Annotated in this window: 27 protein-coding genes and 1 pseudogene; 16 read left to right on the forward strand and 12 right to left on the reverse strand. The window is 63.4% G+C overall.

What is annotated here, in order from left to right; all coding sequences use genetic code 11:
• Positions 1–20 precede the first annotated feature (20 nt).
• The 4 genes from XH87_RS11780 (at position 21) to XH87_RS11795 (ending at position 2,252) form a co-directional block, all read left to right on the forward strand.
• Positions 21–881 (forward strand): hypothetical protein, encoded by an 861-nt coding sequence (locus XH87_RS11780; protein WP_271587388.1) that lies wholly within the window; start codon positions 21–23, stop codon positions 879–881.
• A gap of 22 nt (positions 882–903) precedes the next feature.
• Positions 904–1,470 carry a hypothetical protein gene (locus tag XH87_RS11785; protein WP_028141953.1) on the forward strand — a complete coding sequence of 189 codons (567 nt, stop codon included), beginning with the start codon at positions 904–906 and terminating at the stop codon, positions 1,468–1,470.
• 144 nt (positions 1,471–1,614) lie between these two features.
• Positions 1,615–1,815, forward strand: coding sequence for a hypothetical protein (locus XH87_RS11790; protein ID WP_028141954.1), 201 nt, complete (start codon positions 1,615–1,617; stop codon positions 1,813–1,815).
• 20 nt (positions 1,816–1,835) lie between these two features.
• Positions 1,836–2,252, forward strand: coding sequence for a hypothetical protein (locus tag XH87_RS11795; RefSeq protein WP_035709171.1), 417 nt, complete (start codon positions 1,836–1,838; stop codon positions 2,250–2,252).
• Between the two features lie 360 nt (positions 2,253–2,612).
• Here XH87_RS11795 and XH87_RS11800 read toward each other — a convergent pair whose 3' ends face one another.
• Entirely contained in the window at positions 2,613–3,866 is a 1,254-nt protein-coding gene (locus XH87_RS11800) for a DNA topoisomerase IB (protein WP_271587389.1), read from the reverse strand.
• Between the two features lie 105 nt (positions 3,867–3,971).
• Here XH87_RS11800 and XH87_RS11805 point away from each other — a divergent pair, with 105 nt between their 5' ends.
• Positions 3,972–4,796, forward strand: a complete 825-nt coding sequence (locus XH87_RS11805) for a ribonuclease HII (protein WP_271587390.1) — start codon at positions 3,972–3,974, stop codon at positions 4,794–4,796.
• Between the two features lie 28 nt (positions 4,797–4,824).
• Here XH87_RS11805 and ligD (XH87_RS11810) read toward each other — a convergent pair whose 3' ends face one another.
• From ligD (XH87_RS11810) to XH87_RS11825, 4 genes are read right to left on the reverse strand one after another with little or no spacing between them, the layout of a single operon-like run.
• Positions 4,825–5,772, reverse strand: a complete 948-nt coding sequence (gene ligD / locus XH87_RS11810; RefSeq protein ID WP_271587391.1) for a non-homologous end-joining DNA ligase — start codon at positions 5,770–5,772, stop codon at positions 4,825–4,827.
• 12 nt (positions 5,773–5,784) lie between these two features.
• On the reverse strand, positions 5,785–6,348 hold the full coding sequence (locus tag XH87_RS11815; RefSeq protein WP_271587392.1) for an MOSC domain-containing protein: 564 nt from the start codon (positions 6,346–6,348) through the stop codon (positions 5,785–5,787).
• The gene (locus tag XH87_RS11820; protein ID WP_271587393.1) at positions 6,348–8,027 is read right to left on the reverse strand and encodes a DNA polymerase/3'-5' exonuclease PolX; all 1,680 of its coding nucleotides are present in this window, start codon (positions 8,025–8,027) and stop codon (positions 6,348–6,350) included. Before XH87_RS11820 ends, XH87_RS11815 begins: the two co-directional genes overlap by 1 nt.
• Positions 8,028–8,240: a hypothetical protein gene (locus tag XH87_RS11825; RefSeq protein ID WP_271587394.1), complete on the reverse strand. Its 213-nt coding sequence runs from the start codon at positions 8,238–8,240 to the stop codon at positions 8,028–8,030.
• Between the two features lie 309 nt (positions 8,241–8,549).
• Between XH87_RS11825 and ligD (XH87_RS11830) the strand changes: the two genes are divergently transcribed.
• From ligD (XH87_RS11830) to XH87_RS11845, 4 genes are all read left to right on the forward strand, one after another.
• A complete protein-coding gene (gene ligD / locus XH87_RS11830) occupies positions 8,550–9,440 on the forward strand; it encodes a non-homologous end-joining DNA ligase (RefSeq protein ID WP_271587395.1) in 891 nt (296 codons plus the stop codon).
• A 35-nt stretch (positions 9,441–9,475) separates the two neighbouring features.
• Entirely contained in the window at positions 9,476–9,781 is a 306-nt protein-coding gene (locus XH87_RS11835; RefSeq protein ID WP_271587396.1) for a hypothetical protein, read from the forward strand.
• Complete coding sequence (locus tag XH87_RS11840) at positions 9,781–9,948, forward strand: hypothetical protein (protein WP_271587495.1); 168 nt, start codon at positions 9,781–9,783, stop codon at positions 9,946–9,948. The genes XH87_RS11835 and XH87_RS11840 overlap by 1 nt, the downstream gene beginning before the upstream one ends.
• A gap of 301 nt (positions 9,949–10,249) precedes the next feature.
• The gene (locus tag XH87_RS11845) at positions 10,250–10,435 is read left to right on the forward strand and encodes a DUF3606 domain-containing protein (protein WP_271587397.1); all 186 of its coding nucleotides are present in this window, start codon (positions 10,250–10,252) and stop codon (positions 10,433–10,435) included.
• A 3-nt stretch (positions 10,436–10,438) separates the two neighbouring features.
• On the opposite strand, the gene XH87_RS11850 is transcribed toward XH87_RS11845, so the two are convergent.
• The gene (locus XH87_RS11850; protein WP_081492481.1) at positions 10,439–11,368 is read right to left on the reverse strand and encodes a 3'-5' exonuclease; all 930 of its coding nucleotides are present in this window, start codon (positions 11,366–11,368) and stop codon (positions 10,439–10,441) included.
• A gap of 187 nt (positions 11,369–11,555) precedes the next feature.
• Between XH87_RS11850 and ku the strand changes: the two genes are divergently transcribed.
• Entirely contained in the window at positions 11,556–12,482 is a 927-nt protein-coding gene (gene ku, locus XH87_RS11855; RefSeq protein ID WP_271587398.1) for a non-homologous end joining protein Ku, read from the forward strand.
• A gap of 70 nt (positions 12,483–12,552) precedes the next feature.
• Positions 12,553–13,254, forward strand: a complete 702-nt coding sequence (locus XH87_RS11860; RefSeq protein WP_271587399.1) for a DUF72 domain-containing protein — start codon at positions 12,553–12,555, stop codon at positions 13,252–13,254.
• Positions 13,255–13,510: 256 nt separating this feature from the next.
• Here XH87_RS11860 and XH87_RS11865 read toward each other — a convergent pair whose 3' ends face one another.
• On the reverse strand, positions 13,511–13,780 hold the full coding sequence (locus XH87_RS11865; protein WP_271587400.1) for a hypothetical protein: 270 nt from the start codon (positions 13,778–13,780) through the stop codon (positions 13,511–13,513).
• 229 nt (positions 13,781–14,009) lie between these two features.
• Between XH87_RS11865 and XH87_RS11870 the strand changes: the two genes are divergently transcribed.
• On the forward strand, positions 14,010–15,701 hold the full coding sequence (locus XH87_RS11870; RefSeq protein WP_271587401.1) for a recombinase family protein: 1,692 nt from the start codon (positions 14,010–14,012) through the stop codon (positions 15,699–15,701).
• A 200-nt stretch (positions 15,702–15,901) separates the two neighbouring features.
• Here the strand turns inward: XH87_RS11870 and XH87_RS11875 are convergent, their stop codons facing one another.
• The 4 genes from XH87_RS11875 to XH87_RS11890 all read right to left on the reverse strand — a co-directional run bounded on the left by XH87_RS11875 (position 15,902) and on the right by XH87_RS11890 (position 19,756).
• Entirely contained in the window at positions 15,902–18,058 is a 2,157-nt protein-coding gene (locus XH87_RS11875; RefSeq protein WP_271587402.1) for an exonuclease domain-containing protein, read from the reverse strand.
• 84 nt (positions 18,059–18,142) lie between these two features.
• Positions 18,143–18,880, reverse strand: coding sequence for an SOS response-associated peptidase (locus XH87_RS11880; protein WP_271587403.1), 738 nt, complete (start codon positions 18,878–18,880; stop codon positions 18,143–18,145).
• The gene (locus tag XH87_RS11885; protein ID WP_271587404.1) at positions 18,881–19,330 is read right to left on the reverse strand and encodes a hypothetical protein; all 450 of its coding nucleotides are present in this window, start codon (positions 19,328–19,330) and stop codon (positions 18,881–18,883) included.
• A gap of 30 nt (positions 19,331–19,360) precedes the next feature.
• Positions 19,361–19,756, reverse strand: a complete 396-nt coding sequence (locus XH87_RS11890; RefSeq protein WP_442868263.1) for a hypothetical protein — start codon at positions 19,754–19,756, stop codon at positions 19,361–19,363.
• Positions 19,757–19,814: 58 nt separating this feature from the next.
• On the opposite strand from XH87_RS11890, the pseudogene XH87_RS11895 reads away from it, so the two are divergent.
• Together XH87_RS11895 and XH87_RS11900 are read left to right on the forward strand one after the other, a co-directional pair.
• A pseudogene (locus XH87_RS11895) lies at positions 19,815–20,012 on the forward strand (SOS response-associated peptidase); the annotation flags it as partial.
• 485 nt (positions 20,013–20,497) lie between these two features.
• Complete coding sequence (locus tag XH87_RS11900; RefSeq protein WP_271587406.1) at positions 20,498–20,641, forward strand: hypothetical protein; 144 nt, start codon at positions 20,498–20,500, stop codon at positions 20,639–20,641.
• A 533-nt stretch (positions 20,642–21,174) separates the two neighbouring features.
• Here the strand turns inward: XH87_RS11900 and XH87_RS11905 are convergent.
• Positions 21,175–21,366 (reverse strand): hypothetical protein, encoded by a 192-nt coding sequence (locus tag XH87_RS11905; RefSeq protein ID WP_271587407.1) that lies wholly within the window; start codon positions 21,364–21,366, stop codon positions 21,175–21,177.
• A gap of 282 nt (positions 21,367–21,648) precedes the next feature.
• Between XH87_RS11905 and XH87_RS11910 the strand changes: the two genes are divergently transcribed.
• Entirely contained in the window at positions 21,649–22,251 is a 603-nt protein-coding gene (locus tag XH87_RS11910) for a hypothetical protein (protein ID WP_271587408.1), read from the forward strand.
• Positions 22,252–22,437: 186 nt separating this feature from the next.
• On the forward strand, positions 22,438–24,501 hold the full coding sequence (locus XH87_RS11915) for an AAA family ATPase (protein WP_271587409.1): 2,064 nt from the start codon (positions 22,438–22,440) through the stop codon (positions 24,499–24,501).
• Position 24,502: the final 1 nt, after the last annotated feature.

Consider the following 24,502-nt stretch of genomic DNA (forward strand, 5'->3'; position numbering starts at 1 on the left):
CGGCGCCGCACGCCTTGCACATGCCGTCACACATCTTCACGCGCGTCGGCTACTGGAACGAATCCATCGATGCCAATAGCCGTTCCGCCAAGGCTGCCAAGGAGGGCAAGGACCCTAGCGAGCAGCTCCACGCCGACGACTACATGGTCTACGCCCTGCTCCAGCTTGCACAGGACAGCCGAGCCCGCGACGTCATCGCGGACATGCTTGCGACCACGGGCTATGCGCCGGCCGTTCGCGCCGGCCCCTACGCGATAGCGGCGAGCCAAGCGCGCTACATGGTCGAGCGAGGTGATTGGCCGAGGGCTGCCGCACTGAAGGTCGAGCCGAGCCGGTTTGCCTATGTCGATGCGATCACCTACTTCGCCCGCGCCCTCGGCGCCGCGCGCTCCGGCAATGCCGACGCAGCGACGGCGGACATCGCCAAGCTGGCGGAGTTGCGGGACAAGCTGCAGCAGGACAAGGACGCCTATTGGGCCGAAATCGTCGAGATCCAGCGGCAGGTCGCCACAGCCTGGCAGCTCAACGCCTGGGGGAAACCGGCGGACGCGTTGGAAGCGATGCGCCTTGCGGCCGATGCCGAAGACAAGACCGAGAAATCCATCGTCACGCCTGGACCGCTTGCTCCGGCACGCGAGCTTTATGGGACCATGCTGCTCGAACGCGGCATGGCGACGGAGGCATTGGTCGCGTTCGAAAGCACGATGCGCAAGGAGCCCAACCGGTTCGGCGCGATGATCGGCGCGGCTCACGCCGCCGAGAAAGCAGGGGATGCCGTGAAGGCACGCCAGTACTATGCGAAGGTGGTCGACATGGCACGGGATGGCGCCTCCTCGCGGGAAGATCTGGCGGCCGCACGAAAGTTCATGGCTCAGAATTAGAGAGAGTTCGGCGGCAGGTGCTATGCGTCTGACCAGCAAATTCACCGCGATCGGCGCAGCCGCGGCACTGTTCTGTGCGGTCGCTGCGGTCTGGATGCTGCGATCCGGCGACCTGACACGTGCAACAGCGGCAACCGGGCAGATCCGCCCGGTGTGGACGGAAACCGAGTGGCCCTTCGGGGTAGATCCTTGGGGGAAAGGCAAGGCGTTTCGCTGCAATGCCAACGATTGCGGCGGTGAGGTCCAGCTTTACGTTCGCGCCAAGCTCGGCTTTTGCAATTGCACCACCGGCGTCGCCGACGATACTGACCTCGAGCAAATGGGCGACTTGGCGCTGATTGGTAAGACAACGCCGATCGGTGCCGGTCGGGAGATTGTCGTTGGGCCCATGCAAGGCCGCAGCCGCGCGTATCGGGTCGAGGGAAATGGTAACGCAGCGCTTTCGTTCGCTTTCAATCAGCGCTGCGACATGGTGGCTGCAACGGCCTTGGTTGGACGGGGCGTACCCGGCTCACTGGAGCCAGCGGTGCTGGCATTCCTCAACAGCGATCGCATGTTGAAGTGGGCCGAGATCGCGTTAGGTTTATAACTCGGCGCTACCTCGAAGCTCGCATTTCGGCACGTCAGCGTCGCTCCCTAATCCCCGAGCACAAATCCGCAAACTTAGCATGCCTCAATCGTAAGATCGGGAAAACTCGGCTAAGATGCTACTTTCCCTTGTTGGGGGCATTTCATGTTCGACATGGCAACCACGGCGCTTTTGCGCGCGGTTTTCGACGAAGTGTGCGAGGGTCTTCCGCAGCGCGAGATCGGCGCGCGGACGCATGTGGCTTCGAAGATCCTGGAGGCCGCCAATGGCGGCGAGCTCTGTCCCGAGGACCTCAGACAGGTCGGCCGCAAGGCCCTTTCGCACGCGCCCACCATGTGGCGCTAACTGAGAGCCGGGGCGCGGGCGTGAACTTCCAGGTCACCGTTTTGAAGATTTTGGCGGCATACCCGGACGGGTTTGCCGCAATGGAAGACCTCAAGCGTGACATGGCTATCCTGGCGACGAGTGGCCGCGACTGGGCGGATAGGACCAGGCGGCTGGCGGCGAGGGTGCCCGACCTCAACATCTGGTCACAGGGGCTGGTCGAACGCATAAGCGGGGGATGGAAGATCACAGCCAAAGGGCGGGCAGTGCTCGACTTCATGGAGGCCCGCCCAGCAGCGTCGGAGGCTGTCCAGGTGCCCGCGGTTGAAGATTCCATTGCGGCATCCACGTCGCCCGTTCCACCGCTGCGGCAGCCCGCCGATCGAGCCAAGCGGCGACGCGAGCGCCGGGAGCGTCACCGTGAGGCCCGTGAACGAGCGAGGGCGAACGCCTCCTGAGGGAGGCTGAACGAAAAAAAGCCGCCAGCGGAGCTGAGCGGCTTGATAGTCCCGGACCGTCGGTTGCCTCCCCAGCCCCAAGCGTACCGCCGTTACCTTGTTTGCGGCCATGCGGCTCCGAACTATCGAATGCGCTTCGATTCGGCTATTGGCCCCCCGATTTATGCACGGCACATTTTACAGAGCCGGCAAGGGGCGGGATGAGGATGGATGCCCAGCCGGGGCTGTGGCCAGCCGCGACCTTCCCGTTCGCCCGACCACGCCCAGTACCCCGATTCCAAGGCGAGCGCTCGTCTCCCCGACGCGAGCGCCGGCTTGCAACCGATCACGGAGAGCGCCGTCTACGAACAGATCGCGAGATTAGGCAAGTGCCTTCAGAGAATCGAGACGCTTGCGCAGAAACGCCAGAACCATGATCTCGTCGGAAGTGAGCTTGGCGTACTGGCGCTTGAACTTCTGCGCGATCTTGGCTTCGATCATTTTGAGGAGATCACCGGACATGTAGGCGTTCAGGACTTCCGGGTGCACGTAGCACTTGCGGCAGATTGCGGGCGTGTTGCCGAGCTGCTTCGAGACGCTCTCGATCGCGGCAACGACGTTGCGCTTCGCCTCGGCCTGGCTGTCGTACTTCTTGAACTCGGTCAGCGCCAACGCGGCCAGAACCGTCCCCGCCCAAGTCCGGAAATCCTTTGCGCTGAAGTCCTCGCCTGTGATGTCCTTGATGTAGGCATTGACGTCGCCGGAATCGACGGTACGCGGCTGCCCGTCGTCGTCCAGGTACTTGAAGAGCTCATGTCCCGGGATCTCCGCGCAGCGCTTCACGATGGCGGCAATCCGCTTGTCCTCGACCCGAAGTTTCCACTGTTTGCCCGATTTGCCCGTGAAGTCGAACCGAAGCACGCCGCGGCCCACCGCAACGTGCTTTCGTCGCATCGTGGTGAGCCCGTAGGATTTGTTTTTCTCGGCATACTCGGCGTTTCCGACCCGGATCAAAGTCTTCTCCAGAAGACTGACGATCGTGGCCAGAACCTTCTCGCGAGGTAGCCCTTCCAGCTTCATGTCGGCCGCGACACGGTCGCGCAGCGCGGGCAGCGCGGCAGCGAACTGGACGATGTGTTCGTACTTGTTCTGGTCGCGCAGCTCGCGCCATTTTGCGTGGTAACGGTACTGCTTGCGACCCCGCGCATCGAGGCCGGTCGCCTGGATGTGGCCGTTGGCCGAGGGGCAGATCCAGACGGATTCATAGGCCGGCGGGATACCGATCGACTTGATGCGTCGGACTACGGCGGCATCGGTGATGCGGTTCCCGTCCTTGTCGTAGTAGCTGAAGGTAGTCCCCGTCCGCTTGCGCGTGTAACCGGGCGCGGAGTCGCTGACATAGCGAAGGCCTTCTTCCGCAATGGTAGCTGCGACCTCGGCGGTGCGGTCCAGAACCTGTTCTTCGTTGCGAGTCTCTCGGAGCATGGGCCTGTCCCTCGGAAGCACTCTGGGATCGAGGCTCCACCTTTCTAAAGGAATGAAGACAGCGGTTGGTTCCGTTCGGCGCGGCGGGTCGTAGATGCAGATGAGTAGGCCCCGCAGAATACCGGCCCCAGCTAGAGCCGGCGGTTCCACTCGACGGGGCGCTGCGTAGGCTGACGATGGCGGCAAGGCCTAACTTCAGACAATCGCCACAAAGTTTACGGACACGCTTTCCCGTTAGTCTGTGCGAAGGCCGCTATGTCCCAATATTCGCTCGATGTGTTGCGTCAGCGCTATGTCGTCGAGAAACGACCACTCGAGGCAAGCGTCGAGCAGATCCTGCGGGCTGACGGGCGCGCGGGAGCACGTGCCATCCTAGCCTGCATCGATAAGCGGCGATTCGAAAACAGGTCCGAGGGGCAGCGCCTCCGCAAGATGCTCCGCTTCGAGACCTCTCTCTGGGAAAGCGGCCATCATGCCGTGGCAGGCGTGGACGAGGCCGGAATGAGTCCTCTTGCGGGACCAGTGTCCGCGGGCGCGGTGATTTTGCAACCCGGCACGCGGATCGTCGGGATCGACGACTCGAAGAAGCTCGATGCCGCGGCACGCGAGGAACTCGCAAAGGAGATCAAGGAAAAGGCTGAGAGTTGGTGTGTGGCGTTCGTGGATGTAGAGGAGATCGACACGATCAACATCTACTGGGCCGGCATCCAGGCCATGCAGCGCGCCGTTCGGGGGCTAGGGTTGACGCCGCAACACCTGTTGATCGACGCGAAGCGATTGAAGGAAATCAACCTCCCCCAGCAGGCCATCGTCAAGGGCGATGCCAAATCCGCAAGCATCGCCGCTGCGTCGATCCTGGCGAAAGTCGAGCGCGACGCGGTCATGCGGACGCTCGACATCCGCTACCCCGGCTACGGCTTCGCGGATCATAAGGGCTACCCGGTGCCAGCTCACTACGATGCGCTCGACAGGCTTGGTGCGTGCGCAGCTCACCGGAAGTCGTTCGGACCCGTACGCAAGGCTCTCGGGTTGCCGCCCTTGCCGCCGTGGCCTTCGGCAGCCGAGCGCGAAGCCGGCTGACCGGGTCGGACCTCTCTTCTCGGCGGCGCTATTTTCGCGACCAGCTCTTTTCGCGAACGACATCCTTGGCCTTTTTGTCGGACCGCAGGCCGAGATAGACTGGCTGGCGCAACTCTCCTTTGCTGGTCCACTCTGCGAACTTCACTTCTGCGACCAGCGAAGGACGGACCCACGTCGTGACCTGCTCATCCTTCACCTTAGCGGGAAAGGGGGAGTTGGGCGTCTTGAGCTTCAGTAGCTTGCCGTGAAGCTCTTCGAGAACCTGGTGGCTGAAGCCGGTGCCGACGTGGCCGATGTACCGCCACCCATCATTTTCACGAACTGCCAGCGCGAGGGCGCCGAAGAACGGGCGGGTTCGTTTCGGTGCCGTGAACCCGGCGATGACGACCTCCTGCCGCTGCGCGGTCTTCACCTTCAGCCAGTCGGCAGTCCGGCGTCCGGACGCGTAGGGGCTGTCGGCGCGCTTGGCCATGATGCCTTCGAGATGTCTCCGGTCGGCTTCTGCGAAGAACTTTGTGCCATTGCCTTTGCGATGGTTGCTGAACGCGATCAGCTTGTGACGCGGCAAGATGGCTTTCAGCCGCTTCTTGCGCTCGAGGAGCGGCAGCGTGCGCAGGTCCTCGCCGTCCGTGAACATGAGGTCGAACGCGCAATACAGGAGCTTGGCCTCATGGCGCAGGGCGTTCTGTAGCAACTGGAAATGGGATACCCCGTCCTTGCCGATGGCGACGAGCTCGCCATCGATCACAGCGTCCGCCTTCACACCCTCCAGCGCTTTGGCGACCTCGACATAGGAGTGACTGATGATTTTGCCGTTACGGCTGTAGAGCGCGACCCGCCCACCCCGAATCTCCGCGACCATGCGGAAACCATCGAACTTGTCCTCGAAGACCCAATCGGGGTCGTCGAATGGTGAATCGGTCAGCGTAGCCAGCATGGGCTGCAGGCGACGAGGCAGGGTTGATTTTCGAGCCATGGTCGGGGGTCTCTACAAGGCAGGCAGAGGCCGAAACAAGGAGGCAGGAAGGCGAACACGCGCGCTGTCGCCAGCCGCGACCGGTCCCCCCGCGCGGACCACACCCAGCACCCCCGCTTTGAAGGGAGGGCCCGTGTCCGCCGACGAGACCACCTGCCGCTTGAGGCCTGCTCGGAAGCGGTCGATAAGGACGCAGGGCGTCCGAAGGCCGGTCAGCTCGACGACCGCGGACGGCCCGAGCTCGATCAGGGTCCCTAGCGGCATCCGTTCGAGGTCCAACCCGGCCGTGGTGACGTTCTCGCCGAGATCGCCGGCGCCAACCTCGAAGCCAGCTTCGAGGAGAAACGGGAAGAGTTCGGATGATATCAGGTGGACCTGCCGGAGATTGGGCAGGCCGGGCCGGCGGCGTGCCAAATAGCGGTGCCGGACGAACTGGCCGGCGTGGGCGTCGCCTTCGACGCCGTGACCTTCCACCAGGATTATGCTGTCCCGAGTTGGTTTGCTGAAGTGGTGCCCGCGATCGGCCGCGACCGCCACCACCGTTCCCTGCAGCGAGAAATCCTGCTTCTGCGGCATCAGGCGGCGCGGGCGAGCGAGCGCCGCTTCTGGCGGAAGTAGCGTGTGATCTCCGCAAGCGTCATCGCGTTCAGAACCCGGTCGGCAGGGACACCGCCCTTGCGCGCCATCAGAACGCCCCAGTGCATGTGGTCGAGCTCGGAAATCGAGTGCGCGTCCGGATTGATGCTCATCATGCAGCCGAACTCGAGCGCCGCCTGGTGCCAGCGCCAGTCCAAGTCGAGCCGCCACGGATGGGCGTTAATCTCGACCACAACGTCGTGCTTGGCGCACGCCCGCAGCACCTTATCGACGTCGATTTCGTAGCCCGGCCGCCGCTGAAGCTGGCGCCCGGTCATGTGGCCGATGAGAGTCGTGTGGGGATCGGATATGGCGCGCAGCAGCCGCTGCGTCTGGGCCTTGTGGTCCAGTTTGAACCGGCCGTGGATGCTGGCCACCACGAAGTCGAAGCGCTCCAGAACGTCGTCTTCATAGTCGAGCGACCCGTCCGCCAGGATGTCGGATTCGATACCCTTGAGGATCCGGAAGTCCTTGCCGAAGCGCTTGTTCAACCGGTCGGCTTCCCGGTGCTGCTGCGCGATCTCCTCGACGGAGAGGCCGCCGGCATAGTGGGCTGATTTGGAATGGTCCGCCACGCCGAAATACTCGAAGCCGCGCTGGCGCGTCGCCTTCGCCATGGTCTCCAGCGTCTCAGTGCCGTCGGAGGCATCGGTGTGGCAGTGAAGGATGCCGCGCAAGTCCTGGTCGGTGACGAGCTTCGGCAGCTTGCCCTTCAGGCCCAGCTCGACCTCGCCGCGCCCCTCCCGGAGCTCAGGGTCGATGAAGGGCAGACCGAGGGCGCTGTAGATCTCAGCCTCCTCGCCGGCGATCAGGGTGCGGCCCTTGTGCAAGCCGTCGGCGCCTAACCGCATGCCCGTCTCGGCGGCCAAGGCTTGGAGCTGCTCGATGTGGCCGGCGGAGCCGGTGGCGAAGAGAAGGGCGGCGCCGAAGTGCTTGCGGTCGGATACTCGGATTTGCAGCCCGTCGGCCGATGGCGTGGATGTCTTGTCCGGCTTGGCTGCCTCCGCAACGATCGCGAGATCGCCGACGAGTTCGCAGCCGCGGCGGAAATCGCCGGCAATCGTCACACGCTTGAGTTCGGGGCGCGACTGGCGGATCGAGTCCTTCGCATGCGCGAGCAGCGCGGCAGCGCGGTGCAGGTGGAGGCGGCCTTCTCCGCTTTTGGCGATCGCGAGGTTCTGCAGGATCTTAGTCTGTAGCGCGGCGCCGAGCCCTTTCGCCTTCTTAATGCGGTCATCCTTAGCGGCGGCCTCCAACTCCGAGAGCGAGCCGATGCCGAGATCCTTGTACAGGCGCAGCACCTTCTCCGGACGAAGGCCGGGCACAGCGAGCATCTCGAGCACGCCCGCGGGAATCTCCTTCCGCAGCTTTTCGAGGCTAGGATGACTGCCCGTCTTGTGAACCTTGGTGATGATGTCGGCGATAGCATCGCCGACGCCCGGGATCTCAGTCAATCGATCTTCGGCGACGAGCACGTCCAGAGGAACGGCTAGGGCCGCCAAGCTATCGGCGGCCCTAGAGTAAGCTTTCGCCCGGTAGGGATTGCCGCCTCGCAAGGCCGTGCGCTGTGCGTACTCTCGCAGGAGACTTGCCACACCACGAGCGTCGAGCGGATACATTCAGCGAGCCTCCCGGCCCGGGCTTTGCGGCGCGGCCGGAGTACGCCGGCCCGAGCCGTCACTTGGCCGGCGATCGAGAGAGGCCTCGAGCTTCTGGGCTGCGCGAAAGTCGTCAAGGTGCTGGACATTGGGGCCGTAGGCGGCCTCTTTCTTGAGGAGATTGTAGATCCGGCCGGCCACCAGTTGCAGATGCTTCATCTTGCCCCGCGGCATGGATCTCGCTCTGCAGAGAGCGCGGATGGCGTAGGCGCGGAAGTAGTCGAATGCGTCTGACATGATGTCAGTAAACGTCGGCCCTCGCCGGGAGTTCGATGGGCTCTGCCAAGACTGGATCGCCCGGCGCCCTGCCGCAAATGCGCGAAGAGTGGAACTCCTCGCCGCCTTCGAAGTTGCGAGACTCGTTAATTGAGGTAGGTAGACTGCCCGCCGTCGGCCCCAACCCGGCGGCGGGTTTTTTGTGAGTTGAGTAGCGTGGCAAAGCGTACAACGGCGCCTCGGCCGGAAAAGACCGAGGTCCCTACAATGCCGGGGTTCATCAAACCCCAGTTGGCGACCCTGAAGACGAAGGCTCCTTCGGGATCGCTATGGATTCACGAGGTCAAATACGATGGCTACCGCATCCAGCTCCGGATCGATGATGACGACCGGCGCGCCTACACCCGCAACGGCTACAACTGGATCAGCAAGTTCTCTATGATTGCGGCCGCCTTCGATATCGGAGGACAGGCCATCGTCGACGGCGAGGTTGTCGTCATCCATGATGGGCGCACGAACTTCTCCGAGCTGCAGGCGGACCTCGCCAGAGGCGATCAGGATCGATTGGTCTACTTCGCTTTCGATCTGCTCTGGCTGGACGGCCGAGATCTGCGGAAAGAGCCGCAGATCGAGCGGAAGAGGCTGCTCAAGGGTCTGATCGAGGAGCACGACCTCAAGGAGCCCGTTCTCTATAGCGAGCATCACGAAGGGGACGGCCATGCACTGTTCGCGGCAGCCAGCAAGCTGAATTACGAAGGTATCGTCTCCAAGCGGGCGGACGCACCATACCGATCGGATCGAGTGGAGGCGTGGCAGAAGATCAAGGTCGTCCAGAAGGGCAAGTTTCCGGTGGTTGGCTCTATCAAGGACCCATCCGGCGTGGCCGCGCTCTATCTAGGCAAGAAGGAAGGCAAGGATCTGGTCTACATGGGAAAGGTCGGGACCGGATGGAGCCGAACCACCTCGGCGCAGATCCGCAAGGCGCTCGACACCGTGGTAAGCCCGAAGCAAAAGCTGACCAAGACCATCAGGAAGCCGAAGGCCACGTGGGTCGAACCCGAGTTCTATGCCGACATCGAGTACCGTGACATCACCTCCGAAGGTCTGCTGCGGGCCAGCTCGTTCAAGGGGCTGAGCAAAGGAACACGCCGATCATAGCCGCGTTTTCCTGCGGAGTATGTGGAGTACCGGTCATGGATCCGGAAAGGCGAGTTGCGAAGGCGTTGGAAGACGCACAAGGCATCTTGGCCCAGTATGTCGAGCCCGGCCCTAGAAATTGCGAGCAAACCATAGACAGGCTGCTGGACGTGCTCGACGACGAAGCCGTTGTGCAGGCGATCGAGGACTCGAGAATGGAAAAGCCTACCCCGGAACAGCTCGCCGAGCTCAAGAGGCTCAGCGCGATCGCGCGCGTGCCCGATGAATCTGAGATCGTGACCTCCAAGGAGGCGGCCGAGATCCGGATACGAGATCTGCAGGAAAAGGCGAGGATGGAATGATGCCTGACAGGCCGATCAACGGTGTCGAGCCCGAACGCTCCGAGGACGATATCCAGCGTGAACAGCTTGGTCCCCGCGGGGTCCCCGGACGGGAAAGTCCAGCGAAGATGACGCCCCAGCGGGAGAAGAAGACGCCGAAGGATGTCGACCCCGGACACCCCGCGTGAATCCTATGGAAACGTTCGATCCGGATCGTGCCTGCCAAGTACATGATAGGCTCAACGACCAGATGATCGAATGGAGACCTCAATGGGCTGCGGTGTACCGCGAACACGGCACCACGTGGGATGAAGGGGTCGTATCCTGGGACGGGCTGCTGCTGGACGGGTGGGTTGCCATCATGCACAGGCATCCCTGCGGCCGTTGAGCCAGCCTTCGTCCCTTCAGCCCAAATGCGGCCTCGTGACGGCAAGGAACCGCGCGAATCCTTGCGGCGTTGGAACGCATCATTCGCATCAGGAGAATCCGATGGCGGCAGTTAAAAAGACGGCGGCACGCGGTCGCAAACAGGACCGGGCGCGCGTGGCCGGCGGACAGAAGCACGAAGTGGCATACGAGGTCAAGAAGAGCGGCCGCTCGGCATCGGCCGTGAAGAAGGCGGTCAAGAAGGTCGGCAACTCCCGCAAACGGGTCGAGAAGCGTCTGGGCCGCTGAGCCTCAGATCCGTCCGGAGAAGCGCGTGAAAGCGGTCAGCCTCTGCACGGTGGGCTCGACATCCTGCATGTAGATATGCGTCCGCAGGAACGATATCTCGTCGTCCAGGCCGCTCACGTCGACATCGATGAACCAGGACTTGGGCCTGCCGTCGCTGCCGTCGTTCCAGCGATAGCCCCTGCGCTTCAATGAGTCCTTGAGCTCGAACGCGGTCTGCTCCGCCCAGACCCGCATCGTCGGCTTACGGGCGGTCTCCAGCAGGAGCGCCAATGCCGGCGAGCCAATCTTCGGCAATTCGAACGCCAGGACCTCCAGCAGGGCGTGGCAGTCGTCGACGGCCCTATGTGCGTGGTGGAAGTAGCCGGCTCCGTTCAGGAGATAGCCGAGTTGCGAGCCCGCGAAACCGTGCTTGCGCCAGTCGATCTCGCTCATGCTGCAGCCCCAGGCCTTGTGCTCGAACACGGGCCAGTAGCGTTCGGCGAATTTTCTGTCGAAGCCGCTGTTGTGGGCGATCGTGATGACCGCGCTTTCGACGAAGGCGGCGACAGCGTCATCATCGAATTTGTGTCCGGCGACCATTTCGTTCGTGATGCCGGTGAGTGCCGTCACTTCCGCAGAGATCGGCGCGCTCGGCTCGTTGAAGGCGGAGAAGGTGTCGCGGACCCCAACGATCCGCCCGTCCTGAGTGTAGTCGAACTTCACCATCCCGAGCTCGATGATCTCGTCCTTGGCGTGGTCAAGGCCGGTGGTCTCGCTGTCGAGCAGGACGCCGGTCCTGACCTCCTGTTCTGCTGTCGGAATATAGGTCGGTCGGGCAACCAGGCGCCTCAGGATCCGGTAGTCGGGTGACCGGCTTAAAGCCTCGGCCATTACGGCCAGGTCCACCTGGTGCCGAGTATGCTCTTCTCTCAGGGGCTGGGTCAGCGCGTCCATGGGTCCACGATACCGGGCAAAAGGTCCACGAGGTACCCGAAAAACTAGCGATTCACGACGTTTTCGGACGTGCCCAGGGCGCTGCGGGCAGATGGCCAATTTTCCTGTTGACGCTCCCGGAGCATGTCGGAACCGGCAGGCTCCGTTCGTCTTGAATCAAGCACCGTCCCTCCGGAGTACCGCGTTCATGGCCCCCCGCGCCAACTGGAAAGGCTTCCTGCGTCTGTCACTCGTGACCTGTCCGGTGGCCCTCTATCCGGCCACGTCAGAAAGCGAAAAGATCTCCTTCAACCAGCTGAACCGGCAGACCGGCCATCGCATCAAGTATCTGAAGGTCGACGCCGACACCGGCGACGAGGTGCCCAACGAGGACATCGTCAAGGGCTACCAGCTCGAAAAGGATCAGTTCATCGAAGTCACGAAGGAGGAGCTCGAGGAGATCGCGCTGGAATCCACGCGCACCATCGAGATCGACGAGTTCGTCGACAAGTTCGATATCGATCCGCGCTACCTGATCCGCCCCTATTACATCCGGCCCGACGGCAAGGTCGGGCACGACGCCTTCGCCGTTATCCGGGAGACCATCCGCGAGATGGACAAGGTCGCTATCGGGCGCGTCGTACTGACAAATCGCGAGCACATCATCGCGCTGGAGCCGATGGACAAGGGCCTCGTGGGCACGCTGCTGCGCTACCCCTACGAAGTGCGCAGCGAGGCCGAATATTTCGACGAGATCCAGGACGTCAAGGTCACCAAGGACATGCTGGACCTCGCCAAGCACATCGTGAACCAGAAGGCGGGGCGGTTCGAACCGGACAAGTTCGAGGACCACTACGAGAGCGCGCTGGTCGAGCTCATCAACCAGAAACGGGCCGGCAAGCCGATCGTACCGAAGGATCGGCCGAAGGGCGAGAACGTCGTCGATCTCATGGACGCACTGCGCAAGAGCGTCGGGGGCGCAGCGGCCGATACCGGTGCTGCGAAAAAGCCTGCCAAGAAGGCGAAAAAAGCGGCCGCGGGTCAGAAGGAGATGCTGATGCCGATAGCCGGCAAGAAGCCTGCGAAGGATGCCGCGAAGAAGCCCGCAGCAGGAGCGCGGCGGAAGTCGGCTTGAGGTCCGGAATCCGGTGGCTCCCGATGACAATTGCGGACTGACACGGGAAGAGGATGCCCTTGTTAAAGCTATGCTTCGGATCGGAACAGCAGGGTGGAATGTTCCTCAAAGCTGCAAGGAAAGGGTTGGCGGCGCAGGTAGCCACCTTGAGCGTTACGCGGCGGTGTTGAATGCCACCGAGATCAACTCATCCTTTCACAGGCCGCACCGGCGCTCGACGTACGAGAAGTGGGCGAACTCGACGCCGGATGACTTCCGATTTTCGGTCAAAGTCCCAAAGTCCGTCACTCATTCGTCCCAGCTTGCGCGGGCTGATCTCGATCGGTTCATCGAAGAAAGCGCCGGCCTCGGTGCGAAGCTCGGGGTTTTGCTCGTTCAGTTTGCGCCTCGCAAGATGTTCGTTGAATCAGATGCGGAAATCCTGTTCGGCGCACTGCGGGAAGGGACCTCAGCCGCTCTCGCGTGCGAACCACGTCACGTCAGCTGGTTCACGCCCGAGGTCGGTGCTTGGCTCACGGAGCGTCGGATCAGCCGCGTCGCTGCGGACCCGGCGCGCGTGCCCGATGCCGACCTGCCGGGCGGGTGGCTGGGACTGCATTATTTTCGGCTGCATGGAGCGCCGCGCATCTACTACTCCGCCTACGACGGGGCATACCTTGGCGCGCTGAAGTCACGGCTCGGTGCTGCATCGTCCTCAGGCGAGGCCTGGTGCATCTTCGACAACACCGCCGCCGGCGCCGCGCTCCAGAATGCACTCGACTTGCTTCCTTGAAGGGCCTGCCATGGACGGCGGGCGGGCCCACCCGGGTTAATACGGACTTTTAGGGCCACCGGCCGTTTACCTAGGTAGGCTACGACGTTCCCCATCATGGATAACGACTTCGAGCCCAAGGACCGTGCGGAAGAAGCGGTGAAGGAGGCCCTATTGGCCGATGGCTCCGAGCGGCAGCGCTGGCTCCAACTCGCGCAGGCTTGGCTCGAACTCGCCCGCATCCGCTGCCATCCGAGCGGTGCGGCAGGCAGCCGAACTAATCTTTGCCTGGGGGGCACTCCGAGCACGCATCACCGATAGAACCCAAAACCTCGCGCACTTCCTCGACGGCCTGATCCGGAGACAAGCCCTCCGGCGGCTCCTGCCTGGCGATGTCCAACGCGTGCTCGCGCGCATGAGGGTCGGCCCGATCCCTAGCCCAGCCGTGCTCCTCGCATTCGCGGATAGCGCCCGCCTCCTGCAGCACGTGGATCGCCCAGCCGCGCCGCGTCCGGATCGCCGGTCGTCTTTCCTTCGTCATCAGCATCGAGGTCGCTCCTGCCAGGACGAATCCATCCGCCCTCCTGTTAGTTCCGGGCGGTTAGCACGGGTCAGAGATTCGCAAACGGTAGGGCTGAGGCTTGTCCCCTGTTCCGCGTCGCTGTGCACAACGGCACGGGCGCAGCAGCCCCCACGGCTGGTCGTCTTCCGTTGCCGTACCCAGCGCGCAAGGTGTATTGCGGACGCAAGTACCTCTGAAGTAACGGGAGGGGTGCATGGGTAACTGGCTCGTCGTTCCCAAGGGGACAGGCTTGGCGAGGCGGACCGGAGCGCGTCGCGCCGCGCAATACGTCCGGATGTCGAGGGAGCTCCAACGCTACTCGATCAAGAACCAGATGGCAGCAATCGCCACCTATGCCGAGGCGAACGCTCTTACAATCGTCCGTACCTATTCGGACGAGGGCCGCAGCGGCCTCCGGATCAAGGGACGGCCGGGTCTCATTGAGCTCATTGAGGACGTGCAGTCGGGGCAAGCCGACTTCGACCACATCCTCGTCTACGACGTCAGTCGCTGGGGCCGCTTCCAGGACGTCGACGAGAGCGCCTACTACGAATTCTTGTGCAAGCGGAGCGGCGTGCAGGTCGAATACTGCGCGGAGCTCTTCAAGAACGACGGCACATTCGTTTCAGGGATCGCGAAAAGCCTGAAGCGCGGCATGGCCGCAGAGTGGAGCCGGGAACTCTCGGTCAAAGTGCACGCGGGGCACTGTCGGGTGGCGAGCCTGGGATATCGCGTCGGCGCTCCCGTTGGGTACGGCCTTAGACGTTTGATGGTCGACGAAAGCGAGCATCCGAAAGCGTTTCTCGCGAAAGGCCAGTTCAAGGCTCTTCAATCGGATCGCGTTCGTCTGCAGCACGGCTCCCCCGAGGAGGCGGCCGTGATCCGGTCCATTTTCGATCAGTTCGTCAACGGCCGAAGATCGTACAGCGACATCAGGCGACACCTGAACGACGCAGGAATCGCCAATCACAATGGCCGCCCTTGGACCGACGGTATGATCCCCACCATCCTGGCGAACGAGAACTACATCGGTAACACCGTCTACAATCGCACCTCGCGACGGTTGGGGCAGAGGCTGGTCAAGAATCCGGATCACACCTGGATCCGAGGCGCTGCGCAGATCGAGCCTATCGTGGACCCCGGCATCTTCGCACGAGCCCAGAAGCTGCTGGCCGAACGGCGCGTGGAGATCCCCGAAAATGAGATGTTGTTGCGCCTGCGGCTTACGCTGCGCCGGCGCGGAAAGCTCAACTCGCGCATCATCAATACGACGCTCGGTCTCAATCACGTCTCGGCGTACGTGAAGCACTTCGGTTCGCTGCGAAAGGCCTATGCGTTGATCGGCTACGTGTCGCCGCGCGACTGCGACTGGATCGACACCCGGGAGTTTTGGGCTGCCGAACAGGCGAGGCACGCAACCGAGCTCGCGGAGGTGTTGCGAAACGACCTTGGTCTTCGGCCGGAGCTCGCTCCGGACGGGATCGGCGTCGATGTCGAAGGCAGGCGGGTAGTTTCGTTTCTCGTCGCGCGACGGCTGGCGCGACGGGGAGAGGATCACGCTGCGCAATGGAAGGCCTATCGAAGGCAGATCTCATCCGGCCTGCTTGCCGTGATGCGGTTGGACGCGGCAAATCGGGAGATCGAGGATTACGTGCTACTGCCTGCCTCGTTGAGGTCGGGACGCTACGTCTGGCTCCCATCAGGCTCCCTTCGTCGCCATCGCGGGACGCTTTACCGGGAAAGGGGGGCACTGTTCGCGGCCGTCAGAGCAACGTTGGCAAAAACCACCCGTGCCGCCCCAACCAGCTCAGCACCGCCGAAAAAGCGATCGAGATCAGGCCAGCCCAAAGCCAAGGGCTTCGGCGGGCGGCGCTCACGGTGCGCAGGTACAAAATCGCACCGATGAGAGTGCCGTAATTCCTTCGGAAGTCACCGTTCAGTTTCGCGATCTTGGACAATTCCGAGGAGGTGTCCAGGTCATTCGCCATCGGGCTGGCTCCTTCGTCTCCCTAGGACCAGCGCCTTATGAACCACTGTTTTGCCCGACGGAGCAAGACAAATTTCGTCTTATCGGAATTTTCCGGAGCCGTCTCCAAGCTACTACCGCTAGGCGGCTTCGCCGATATATCTCTCCTGGCTCCGCTTCTGATTGATCAGATTCAATAACTCCGCCGAAGCCCGCGCGTCGCATAAGGCGCGGTGGTGATTGTCCAGTGATATGCCGTAGATCTCGCAGAGCTTCCCAAGTCCGTAGGACTTGTGTCCCGGAAAGCGCCGCCGCATCCCAGCACACGTGCAGAGCTTCGGAAATCTAAAGCGCCGCCCGATGCGCTCAAATTCGTGGGCGATGAAGCCGTAGTCGAAGCTGACATTGTGGGCGACGAAGATGCCGTCGGCCATGAACTGCATGAAGGAATCCGCGACTTCGGCGAACAAAGGCGCGTCGCGAACCATCTCGTTCGTGATGCCGGTCAGCTGGACGATCTTGGCTGGAATGGAACGCTGCGGGTTGAGGAGAGAGTGCCACTCGTCCACGACCTGGTGGTTGCGGACCTTCACCGCGCCGATCTCGGTGATGCGGTCCCCGTTCGACCATGAGCCGGTGGTCTCGATGTCGACCACCACGTAATCCTGCTCGGGGTCGAAGCGGTAGTCGACCCGACCGATCTCGGCCACAATGCCGGCGTCGCCGAATTGGCGGAGGCGGGTCAGCTGGTTGCGGCGGATCACGTCCCCTTCGGCCTTGACCTCCATGAAGGACGCCTTGCCGTCCTGGACCAACATGAGGTCGGGGAAGCCGTCGCGCATGCCGCGGAAGTCGTCGCACATGCTGCCGAGGATGCTGGCGACGCCAGCCGGATCGGACCCTTCGAGCAGCGCGCGCAGCGCCTCCGCTTGCACATGGTCCCAACTGAAGACCCCGTTCGGGCGGCCCCATCTCGCTGCGACGGTGCGGAGGATCAACGGGAGGGCGGATCCGGACGCGATGGCTGCCAGCTTCTCGTCGATCGTCGCGGCGAAGAGCCGGCGGAAGCTGCGATCCTTCAGGCAGTGAGGTAGCCAATCGAACCCGCTGGGCATCCGGGTGCTTTCGAAGAGCTCGTCCCAGAAGAGCAGGCCGAACAGGCTGTGCCACAGCACATTCTCGGTGAAGAAAACCTTGGTGCCCTCGCGCCGCAGCACGCCGGCGACGCCCGCCTCGGGATTGCCGCGATGGGCGTCGTCTACGGTGATCGTGCGGCCGGACCGCAAAAGTTCGGTGTGGAGACCCGTGCGCCGTCCGCCGAACTTGCGGGCATAGAAGTCGGTAGCGAAAAGGTGTTCTTCGTCGCTGGCGGGATCATCGATCATGCGCTGCAGCAGCGCTTCGGATTCTGTCTTGTCGCCGTCATTGTAGAGCAGTCGGACCAGTCGCTCGTTGCAGTCCGGCGAAGACCCCGCCCGGTAAAGCGTAAGGGCGAGATCCCTTTCGCGTGCTTTCTCGAAGAAAAGCCCGGTTCGATGCGCGGCTCGGCTGCGGAGATCGGCGGCGAACTGGGTCATGCAGGCGGGTCCGCCGAGCACGTCGACGGCCGCCCGTCTGTGGGCAGGCTCCGATCCGTCCTCCAGACTGTCCAGAACCTTGCTGTAATGGAACGAGGCGAGCGCCTCCTCGGCATCGGTGAAGCGCGCGCTGAACGAGGTCTCTTGGTTGGTGCGGAGGATTCCCAGGTCGCGCAGCGCGAAGTTCTTCAGATCCACCTCGGTCTTGCCGAAGTAGAGGTAGAGCAGAAACTCGATGGGACGCGTCCCGTCGAGCGCGATGAAATTGCGCGCCCCACAGTGCTGCGCGGCGACCGAAAATGGTATTCTCTCAAGGTAGTAGTCGATGAACTTCGGCTTTGACCAGGACTTCCGGACGTCTCCACGCCCGGCCGCCTGCGCACCAGTCACCAGGACGTCCTTCGGCAGGCATGAAACGAAAACCGCATAGTCCTCTTCGCCGAGCGCCCGTGCGTGACCGGCCGCGGTCAGATCGGATGCCGCCCGCTCGACGTCATCGATCTCGGGGTAGCTGAACAGCGATCGGTTGAATATGGCACCGCGCCGGTTGATCATGCGGACCAACAGGCATCTCGCATCCCTCGAAAGACCCTCGAACCGCCCTATGAAGGCGTGATGCTCCGGACCAAGCACGGGGGCATAGGTCCTCTCCACGAACCCCAACATTTCAGCGAAGTGGTCGAGATAATAGTAGACCGGCAGTTGCGGCAGTTTGGCCAAGCGGACCTTCGGGGCAGAATCGTTCGTTCTATTTTTGTTCGAGGGTCGCCCTCAGAGTCAAGCGCCTCGGGACTACAGGGAACCTCAGTCACGGACTTCGGCGGTCGCCGGCGCGGGGTCTTCCTTCGTGCCGCGGGCGACGATGCGCAGTGTCCCGTCCGGAAGCGGCCGCTGGAGCTGGAGCGCTTCCTCCGCCGGCGCAGTCATCCAGGTCTCGACCTCGTCGGGCGTCGTCAGGATCACCGGCATCGCCTTCGGGTGGATGGAGCCGACCTCCGCGTTGGGCTCCGTCGTCAGGAACGCGTACAGGTCGTTGGTGGTCTCGCCCTCCTTCACCTTCCTCACCGACGTCCAGTTGGTCCAGATGCCGGCGAAGCAAAGAAGTGGGCGGGTCTCGTCGAGCGCGAACCAGATGTCGCCGCCCTCGGCCTTGTTGAACTCGCTGAACGAGTTGAACGGCACGACGCATCTATTCTCGACACCGAGCCAGCGGGTCCAATGCTTCGACTTCACATTCCGGATGTTGGTCGTCCCGCCGTCAGGCTCCATCCGGAGCAATTCCTTGAAGTCGATCTCCTTGCCCTTGGCCCGCAGTTTCTCGGCCCGCTTTTTCGTCGCGTCCATCAGGGCCTTCGACGACGACGGCATGCCCCAGCGCGCGGTAACGAGCTCCCGGCCCTCGGCGCCATTGCGAACGATTGGTGCCTTGTAGTCCGGAAAGACGCCGGGCATGGGCGCGAGGTTGCCGACGTAGCGGTTGACGACACGGAACAGCGCGCTGATCGCGGCCTGGTTGGTGGTGATCGAGTAGAGGTTACACATTCAGGCTTCCGGATCCGGATGGCGGGCTCGCTGGGAGAGCTGTAGCAGCGACGCCGGCGGTCGGCGACCGGCCTTTGCGCACTTGCTGCACCGGAGCCTACTCGCGAGATCATGGACTGCCGTCGTGGGCGGATGGCGCAGCGCAGCCATGTCGACCTCACGTTTTGCCTTGCATCTCGAGCATTCGATTTCGAGCCAAGGATAACCACCGTTGATCGCCTGGTCGATGGTCGGTGACGGGTCGATCGGACCGCCGTCGGCCCACATGCGCTCGTTCCAGGATTCGGAGAGCAACTTGTCGGCCTGACGGATCAGGGCCTCTCCTTTTGCGCGGGCCTCGGCGGCTTGGGCGGCGAGGATGCCCGTCATGGCGCGGGCCCGGCCGAGCTCCTTCTGCAGGGCCTTGCGGTCGCCGCCGCTAAGCGGGGTGGGATGGTGCTTCGGCGCCATGGCAGCATCCGGTTCCGGTCGCGCCGGCGACTACTCGAACGCTGGCCAGCAACCGTCTTCTTCGTGGCGCCCGGTCCGCTGGGCGCAGGTGTTGTCCAAGAGCCGCCGCCCGACGTCTTTCCAGAGCGCCTCCCGACCATAGAGACGGACGGCATCGACCTTCTGAATCTCGACGATCCGGGCGCAGCGCCGGCAGCCCACCCTAAGCAGATGCTGAGGAATTTGGTCCAGCCGCAGCGCCGCTTCGGAGGAGCCCGACCGTGCCTCGGCGCGAGGGTCGCCCAAGAGCGGCTGCCAGTATTCCGCGGGCAGATCGGCGTCGGGGGCCAATGCGGGCTTCTGTGGCACGTTTCTGCCGACGAGAGCGGCCATCTTGTCCATCTGCTTGGTGGTCGGCATGCGCCAGCTCGCGGGTCGGTCCGTCATCTTGCTATAGAACATAACAAGAACAAAAGAGTCGATAGGCAGCGCAAAAAATTTTCTCCTCTGCGCATTTCTGACGACGGAGCTGAACGCCGAAGTTGGCGCCGTTCATCCGAAGGCGATCACGCCGGAGGAGGTCGACACCTGGATGACCGCGCCGGCGGAAGAAGCCTTGAAGCTTCAGCGTCCGCTTCCAGATGGGAGGCTGCGCATCATCGCTCGCGGCGCCAAGGAAGACCCCGTCGCTTCCGCGACATGAGCAATGAATGTCCGAATCGAAGCGGCATCGAGTAGGCGATCTCGGACTTCGACCAGATATCGCATCAGCAATTTACCTGCCCTGTGAACAGCGGGACAAGCGAACCTCCGTCCGCCAAATTCCGAAGTTTTTTCGCTTCGAGATTCGCAAGGAATCACTGATGCTTGGCGGAGGGACAGGCGTAAGCTAACCCCCTGATATCCCCCGCTTTCCACCATATTTAGTGTTTGATTCAGGAACTCGCACTACTTCTTGACGCGCGTTACGGCAACACCGTAACTTGCATGGAACTGAAACAGCGAAGCCGCCTAGGGCGGCAACCCGAAGCGGCTTCAAAGTTTCAGCCTGCCATTCACCCTGGGACGGGTCAGGCAGGTCGATGGGTAGTAAGAACGACTTCATAGAATCGAAGTCTTACCGATCGGTCAAGCCCGTCCTTTCAGTGCATCGGGGGTATTCCCGATCATCGTGAAGGACTGACTGAAATGCCTACCAAGCAAAGCTCCCCGAAACTCTCCACCCTCGCGTCTCGCGTGCTCAGCGGCGTCAAGAAGCCGACGATCACGGACTCGAAGAAGCTCGCAGCATCCGTGCTGTCGCAGGACGAGAAGAAGGGCCAGCGCAAGTAAGAAACGGTGCCGGCGGCAACGCCGGCACCCCTCCAGCGAGCCGAGGCGCTGATCTAGCCCATTTGATCCGGCGAGATGACCGAACTCCGCTGTCGTCCGCGGAAACGTGTACCCGAAAAGCTTCTCGGAGCTTGGGGCCTTCTTCCCGGATTCGGCAAGGAAAGCTCTGTAGCCCGCGTTTTCTCCGGTGATACTAGGCCGGTTTCCGCCGCAACTAGACGAAACGAGTAGGTGCTCAATAGAGCGAGCCGGTACCGGGACGCATGATCGCGAAGTCCCCGTTGCTCTGCGATGCGGCGGTCGGAGGCAGCGCTGGGCTCCGCGCTTCCGGCGGGTGATCAGACCCGCAGCGTCGAAGCGCCGGCGTATTTAGCCGTACCCGCCCCGTGATGCGTAGCGCCGATTCGGCCGGCCCGCGACGATCGCGCGGAAGCAGGTCGAATGGAGGAGGAGGCCGCCGATGCTCGACGACTATGAAGCCGATCGGATAGCGCGAGGAGGCGAGTTCGTCCAAGGCGAGGCATTTGAAGGACTCACGCCTTTCTCGATTTGAGCGCCTTGGCGACCGCCTGTTCGACGAACTGCCAGGCCTTCATGTCGCCTGCCGCCGCCGCGTCCTTGATGGCCTCGATAAGGGCCGGCTTCATATAGACCAACATCGCCTTTCGGCCGTCGCCCCGCGTCGATGGCGTCGGTGGTTTCACGTCCTTCTTGGCCTTCGCCATCGTGGTCGCACCCTTCCTGGATCCGATCGGATTCTAACAGGATGGTTGCTTGGTGCTAAGGGCCGGTAACCATAAAGCTGTTGACCCGCAATCAGATATCTAATCGATATCTATCAGATATCTAGTTCCTTGACTTTCCGGGTCTTCTGTGATCTAAACCGCCTCTACTGAGACGTTCCATCTCCGACATGGGAGGATTTGCCGCCCCTCGGTTGCCCCGCGCGATTCCGTGCGAGGCGACCGCCGTTCGCCGTTTTCATTGGACGATATCAGCGAGGATAGATGCAGAAGAAGAACCTCTTCGTCAGCCACAAGGCCAGCCGCGCCATCCCCTTCGCCAGCACCCTGACCAGAGACTTCCTGGTCCAAGCGACCCTCGACGGCGACATCCGGCGCATCGAATATCAGAGCAGCGTCATCATCGACGAGCGCATCGCACCCGTCGAAGGCATCGTCGTAGAGCGATTCGACGGTCGCTACGCGGTCGACCTCGTCGACACCCGCCCGGCCAACGGTTCGGCGGTGGAAGCGCTGACGCAGCTCGCCTTCGCCCGCGGTTGCCACGGGATCATCGAGGTCAAAGCCGAGGACCTGCGCACGGAGCCGCTGTGCTCGGCGGCGCGCGAAGTCTGGAGCCACCACGCCGTCCGCGTCCACGCGGATGATCGCGCGGAAATTCGCGAAGCCTTGCAGATCGGCGGGCCCGTCGGTTTGGCCCAGCTCATCGGGTCGGTCGACACGCGGGGCGACGCCCGCGCGGTGGTCTTCGCGCTCGCGTGCGAAGGGACGGTCGAATTCGACCTCCGCGACGGCATCACCGACGATCTGATCGTGCGATCGGGCTACGCCGGATCCTCCGTCGGTCTACGCGCCTACGGCGCATAATCCTCACATCGTCCGAAATGAGACCGTCCCGCGCGAGCACACCTCGCGCGGGACGGTCCATTTGTGTGCGCCACGTCCCTCGATTCCGCGCGCATCGACGTCCGCGGATGGGGCCGCATCGCCGACGGCGATCGAATTCTTGCACGACACGCGGCGACATCGACCGCAACGCAAGTCAGGAGCATGATGGCCAAGCATCAGGACGACGGCGCGAAGACTGCCGGCCCGAAGGCGAACGAGATCCGCCGGTCCGGAAAGCGCGGCTTCGCAGCGCTTGCCGAGGCGGTCGCGGCGGAGGAATGGGGAGGCCCGGACGACGAGACGGACGTCGCGGGAGAGAACGAGGATTCCGTCGTCCCGGTCGCGAACGACGAGGAGAACTTGGCGCCGCGCGAACGCCCAGACCCCGCCCGCTGCGTCGTGGACGCGGTGCTGGAGGCGGCGTTGACCGACGATATGCGGGCTCGCCTGTCCGGTCCGGAGGCGCTCGCCGTCATCATCCGCGTTCCGGCGGCCGCCTGGGTGGCGCCGGTCGAGACGGCCATCGAGCGCCTGAACCCGAAAGCGCGGGTCTATGCGCGAGACGGCTCCAGCAAGTCGGGGCACAAGGCGGAGGTCGGAAACGGCGAGGTCGCGGCACATCTCGCGAAGGGGCGGATGGTCGTCGGCATCGCGCCGTCGGTCGCGACGCTTCCTCGCGTGCTCGCCGCCGGGGCCGACATCACGATCGACCTGAGGATCGACGGCGAGATACTCGACCGCGCCATCGCTCTGTTCGTCGGCGACACCGTCGATCCGCAGCGGATCGACGGTCTCGGGACCCTCGACCTGCACGACATCGTGTCCGGCTTCCGCGCCGGCTCGAGCGCGGCGGAGATCGTCGAGCGCATCCGTCGCTCCGCCAGTCGCTTGTCTTCACCGCGCACCGATCGCCTGCCTCGGATGGAGGATGCCGTCGAATATGGGCGGGCCCGCGACTGGGCTCTGGCGCTCGGCCGGGAGTTCGCCGACTACAAGGCCGGAAGGCTCAAGTGGCATGAAATCGGGGTCGGAACGAACGCGCTGTTCGCGGGGCCGCCGGGCCTCGGCAAGACATATTTCTGCCGCGTGCTCAGCGCGCACCTCGGCATCCCGCTTGTCGCGACGTCGATATCCGAACTTTTCGCGACCTCGGCCGGATATCTGGATTCCGTGATCAAGGCCGTGCGCGAGACCTTCGCCAAAGCCGAATCTGGCGCGCCGTGCGCGATACTCTTCGACGAGATCGACGCTCTGCCCACGCGCGCAGCCCTGCACCAGGACGCGCGCGCGTCCAGTTGGTGGACTCCCGTCGTCGCCGAATTCCTCACGCTCCTGGATTCGGCGGCCGGCGGCGACCGCCCAGGCGTATTCGTGTGGGCAGCGACGAACTACGCGGACCGCGTCGATCCCGCGTTGATACGCCCGGGCCGCCTCGACCGCGTGATCGCATTCGCGGCTCCGGGGCCGGACGGGATCGTGTCGATCGTGCGCCATCATCTGGCCGGGGGTCTCGCGGACGCCGACCTGACGGCTATAGGCCAGATCGGCATCGGCAGAAGCCCGGCCGAGCTCGCCGCAGCGGTCAAGGTCGCTAAGAGCGCCGCGCGCACGGAAAAGCGCGCGGTCCGCGTGGAGGATCTGATCGAGGCCATGGCGCCGCCCGTCGATCTCGACGCTTCGACTCTGCGGCGCATCGCGGATCACGAAGCCGGTCACGCGGTGACCGCCTTCGCCCTCGACGAAGAGGAGCTGGTCGCTATCGACCTGGTGGGCGATAGCGGCGCGTTCGGTCGCACGATCTTTCGCCGGCGGCGGAGCATCGAGACCCGCGCGAGCATCGAGAACCGTACGATCGTTCACCTCGGCGGGCGTGCGGCGGAGGTCGTCGTCTACGACGGCGACTGCGCCGCGAATGCCGGGGGCGACGAGTCGAGCGACTTGGCCTTGGCGACGAGAGCCGTCGCCTCGTTGCGATTGTCGACCGGTCTCGGCGGGGGGCTGGCCTATCTCGGCGACCCTCAATCGGCGATGGACCTCCTGCGGATCGATCCGAATCTGCGACGACTGGTCGACCAAGATCTCGTCCGCCTCCACGAAACTGCGGTCACCATCGTCCGCCGGCATCGCGCAGCCCTCGACGCCATCGCCTCCGTCCTCGTCGCGAAGCGGCACCTGTCCGGCGTCGAAGCCCGCCGGATCTTCGCGGACCATCCTCCCGCGCCGGGATGAC

This window comes from Bradyrhizobium sp. CCBAU 53415 (assembly GCF_028128735.1).
Lineage (GTDB): Bacteria > Pseudomonadota > Alphaproteobacteria > Rhizobiales > Xanthobacteraceae > Bradyrhizobium.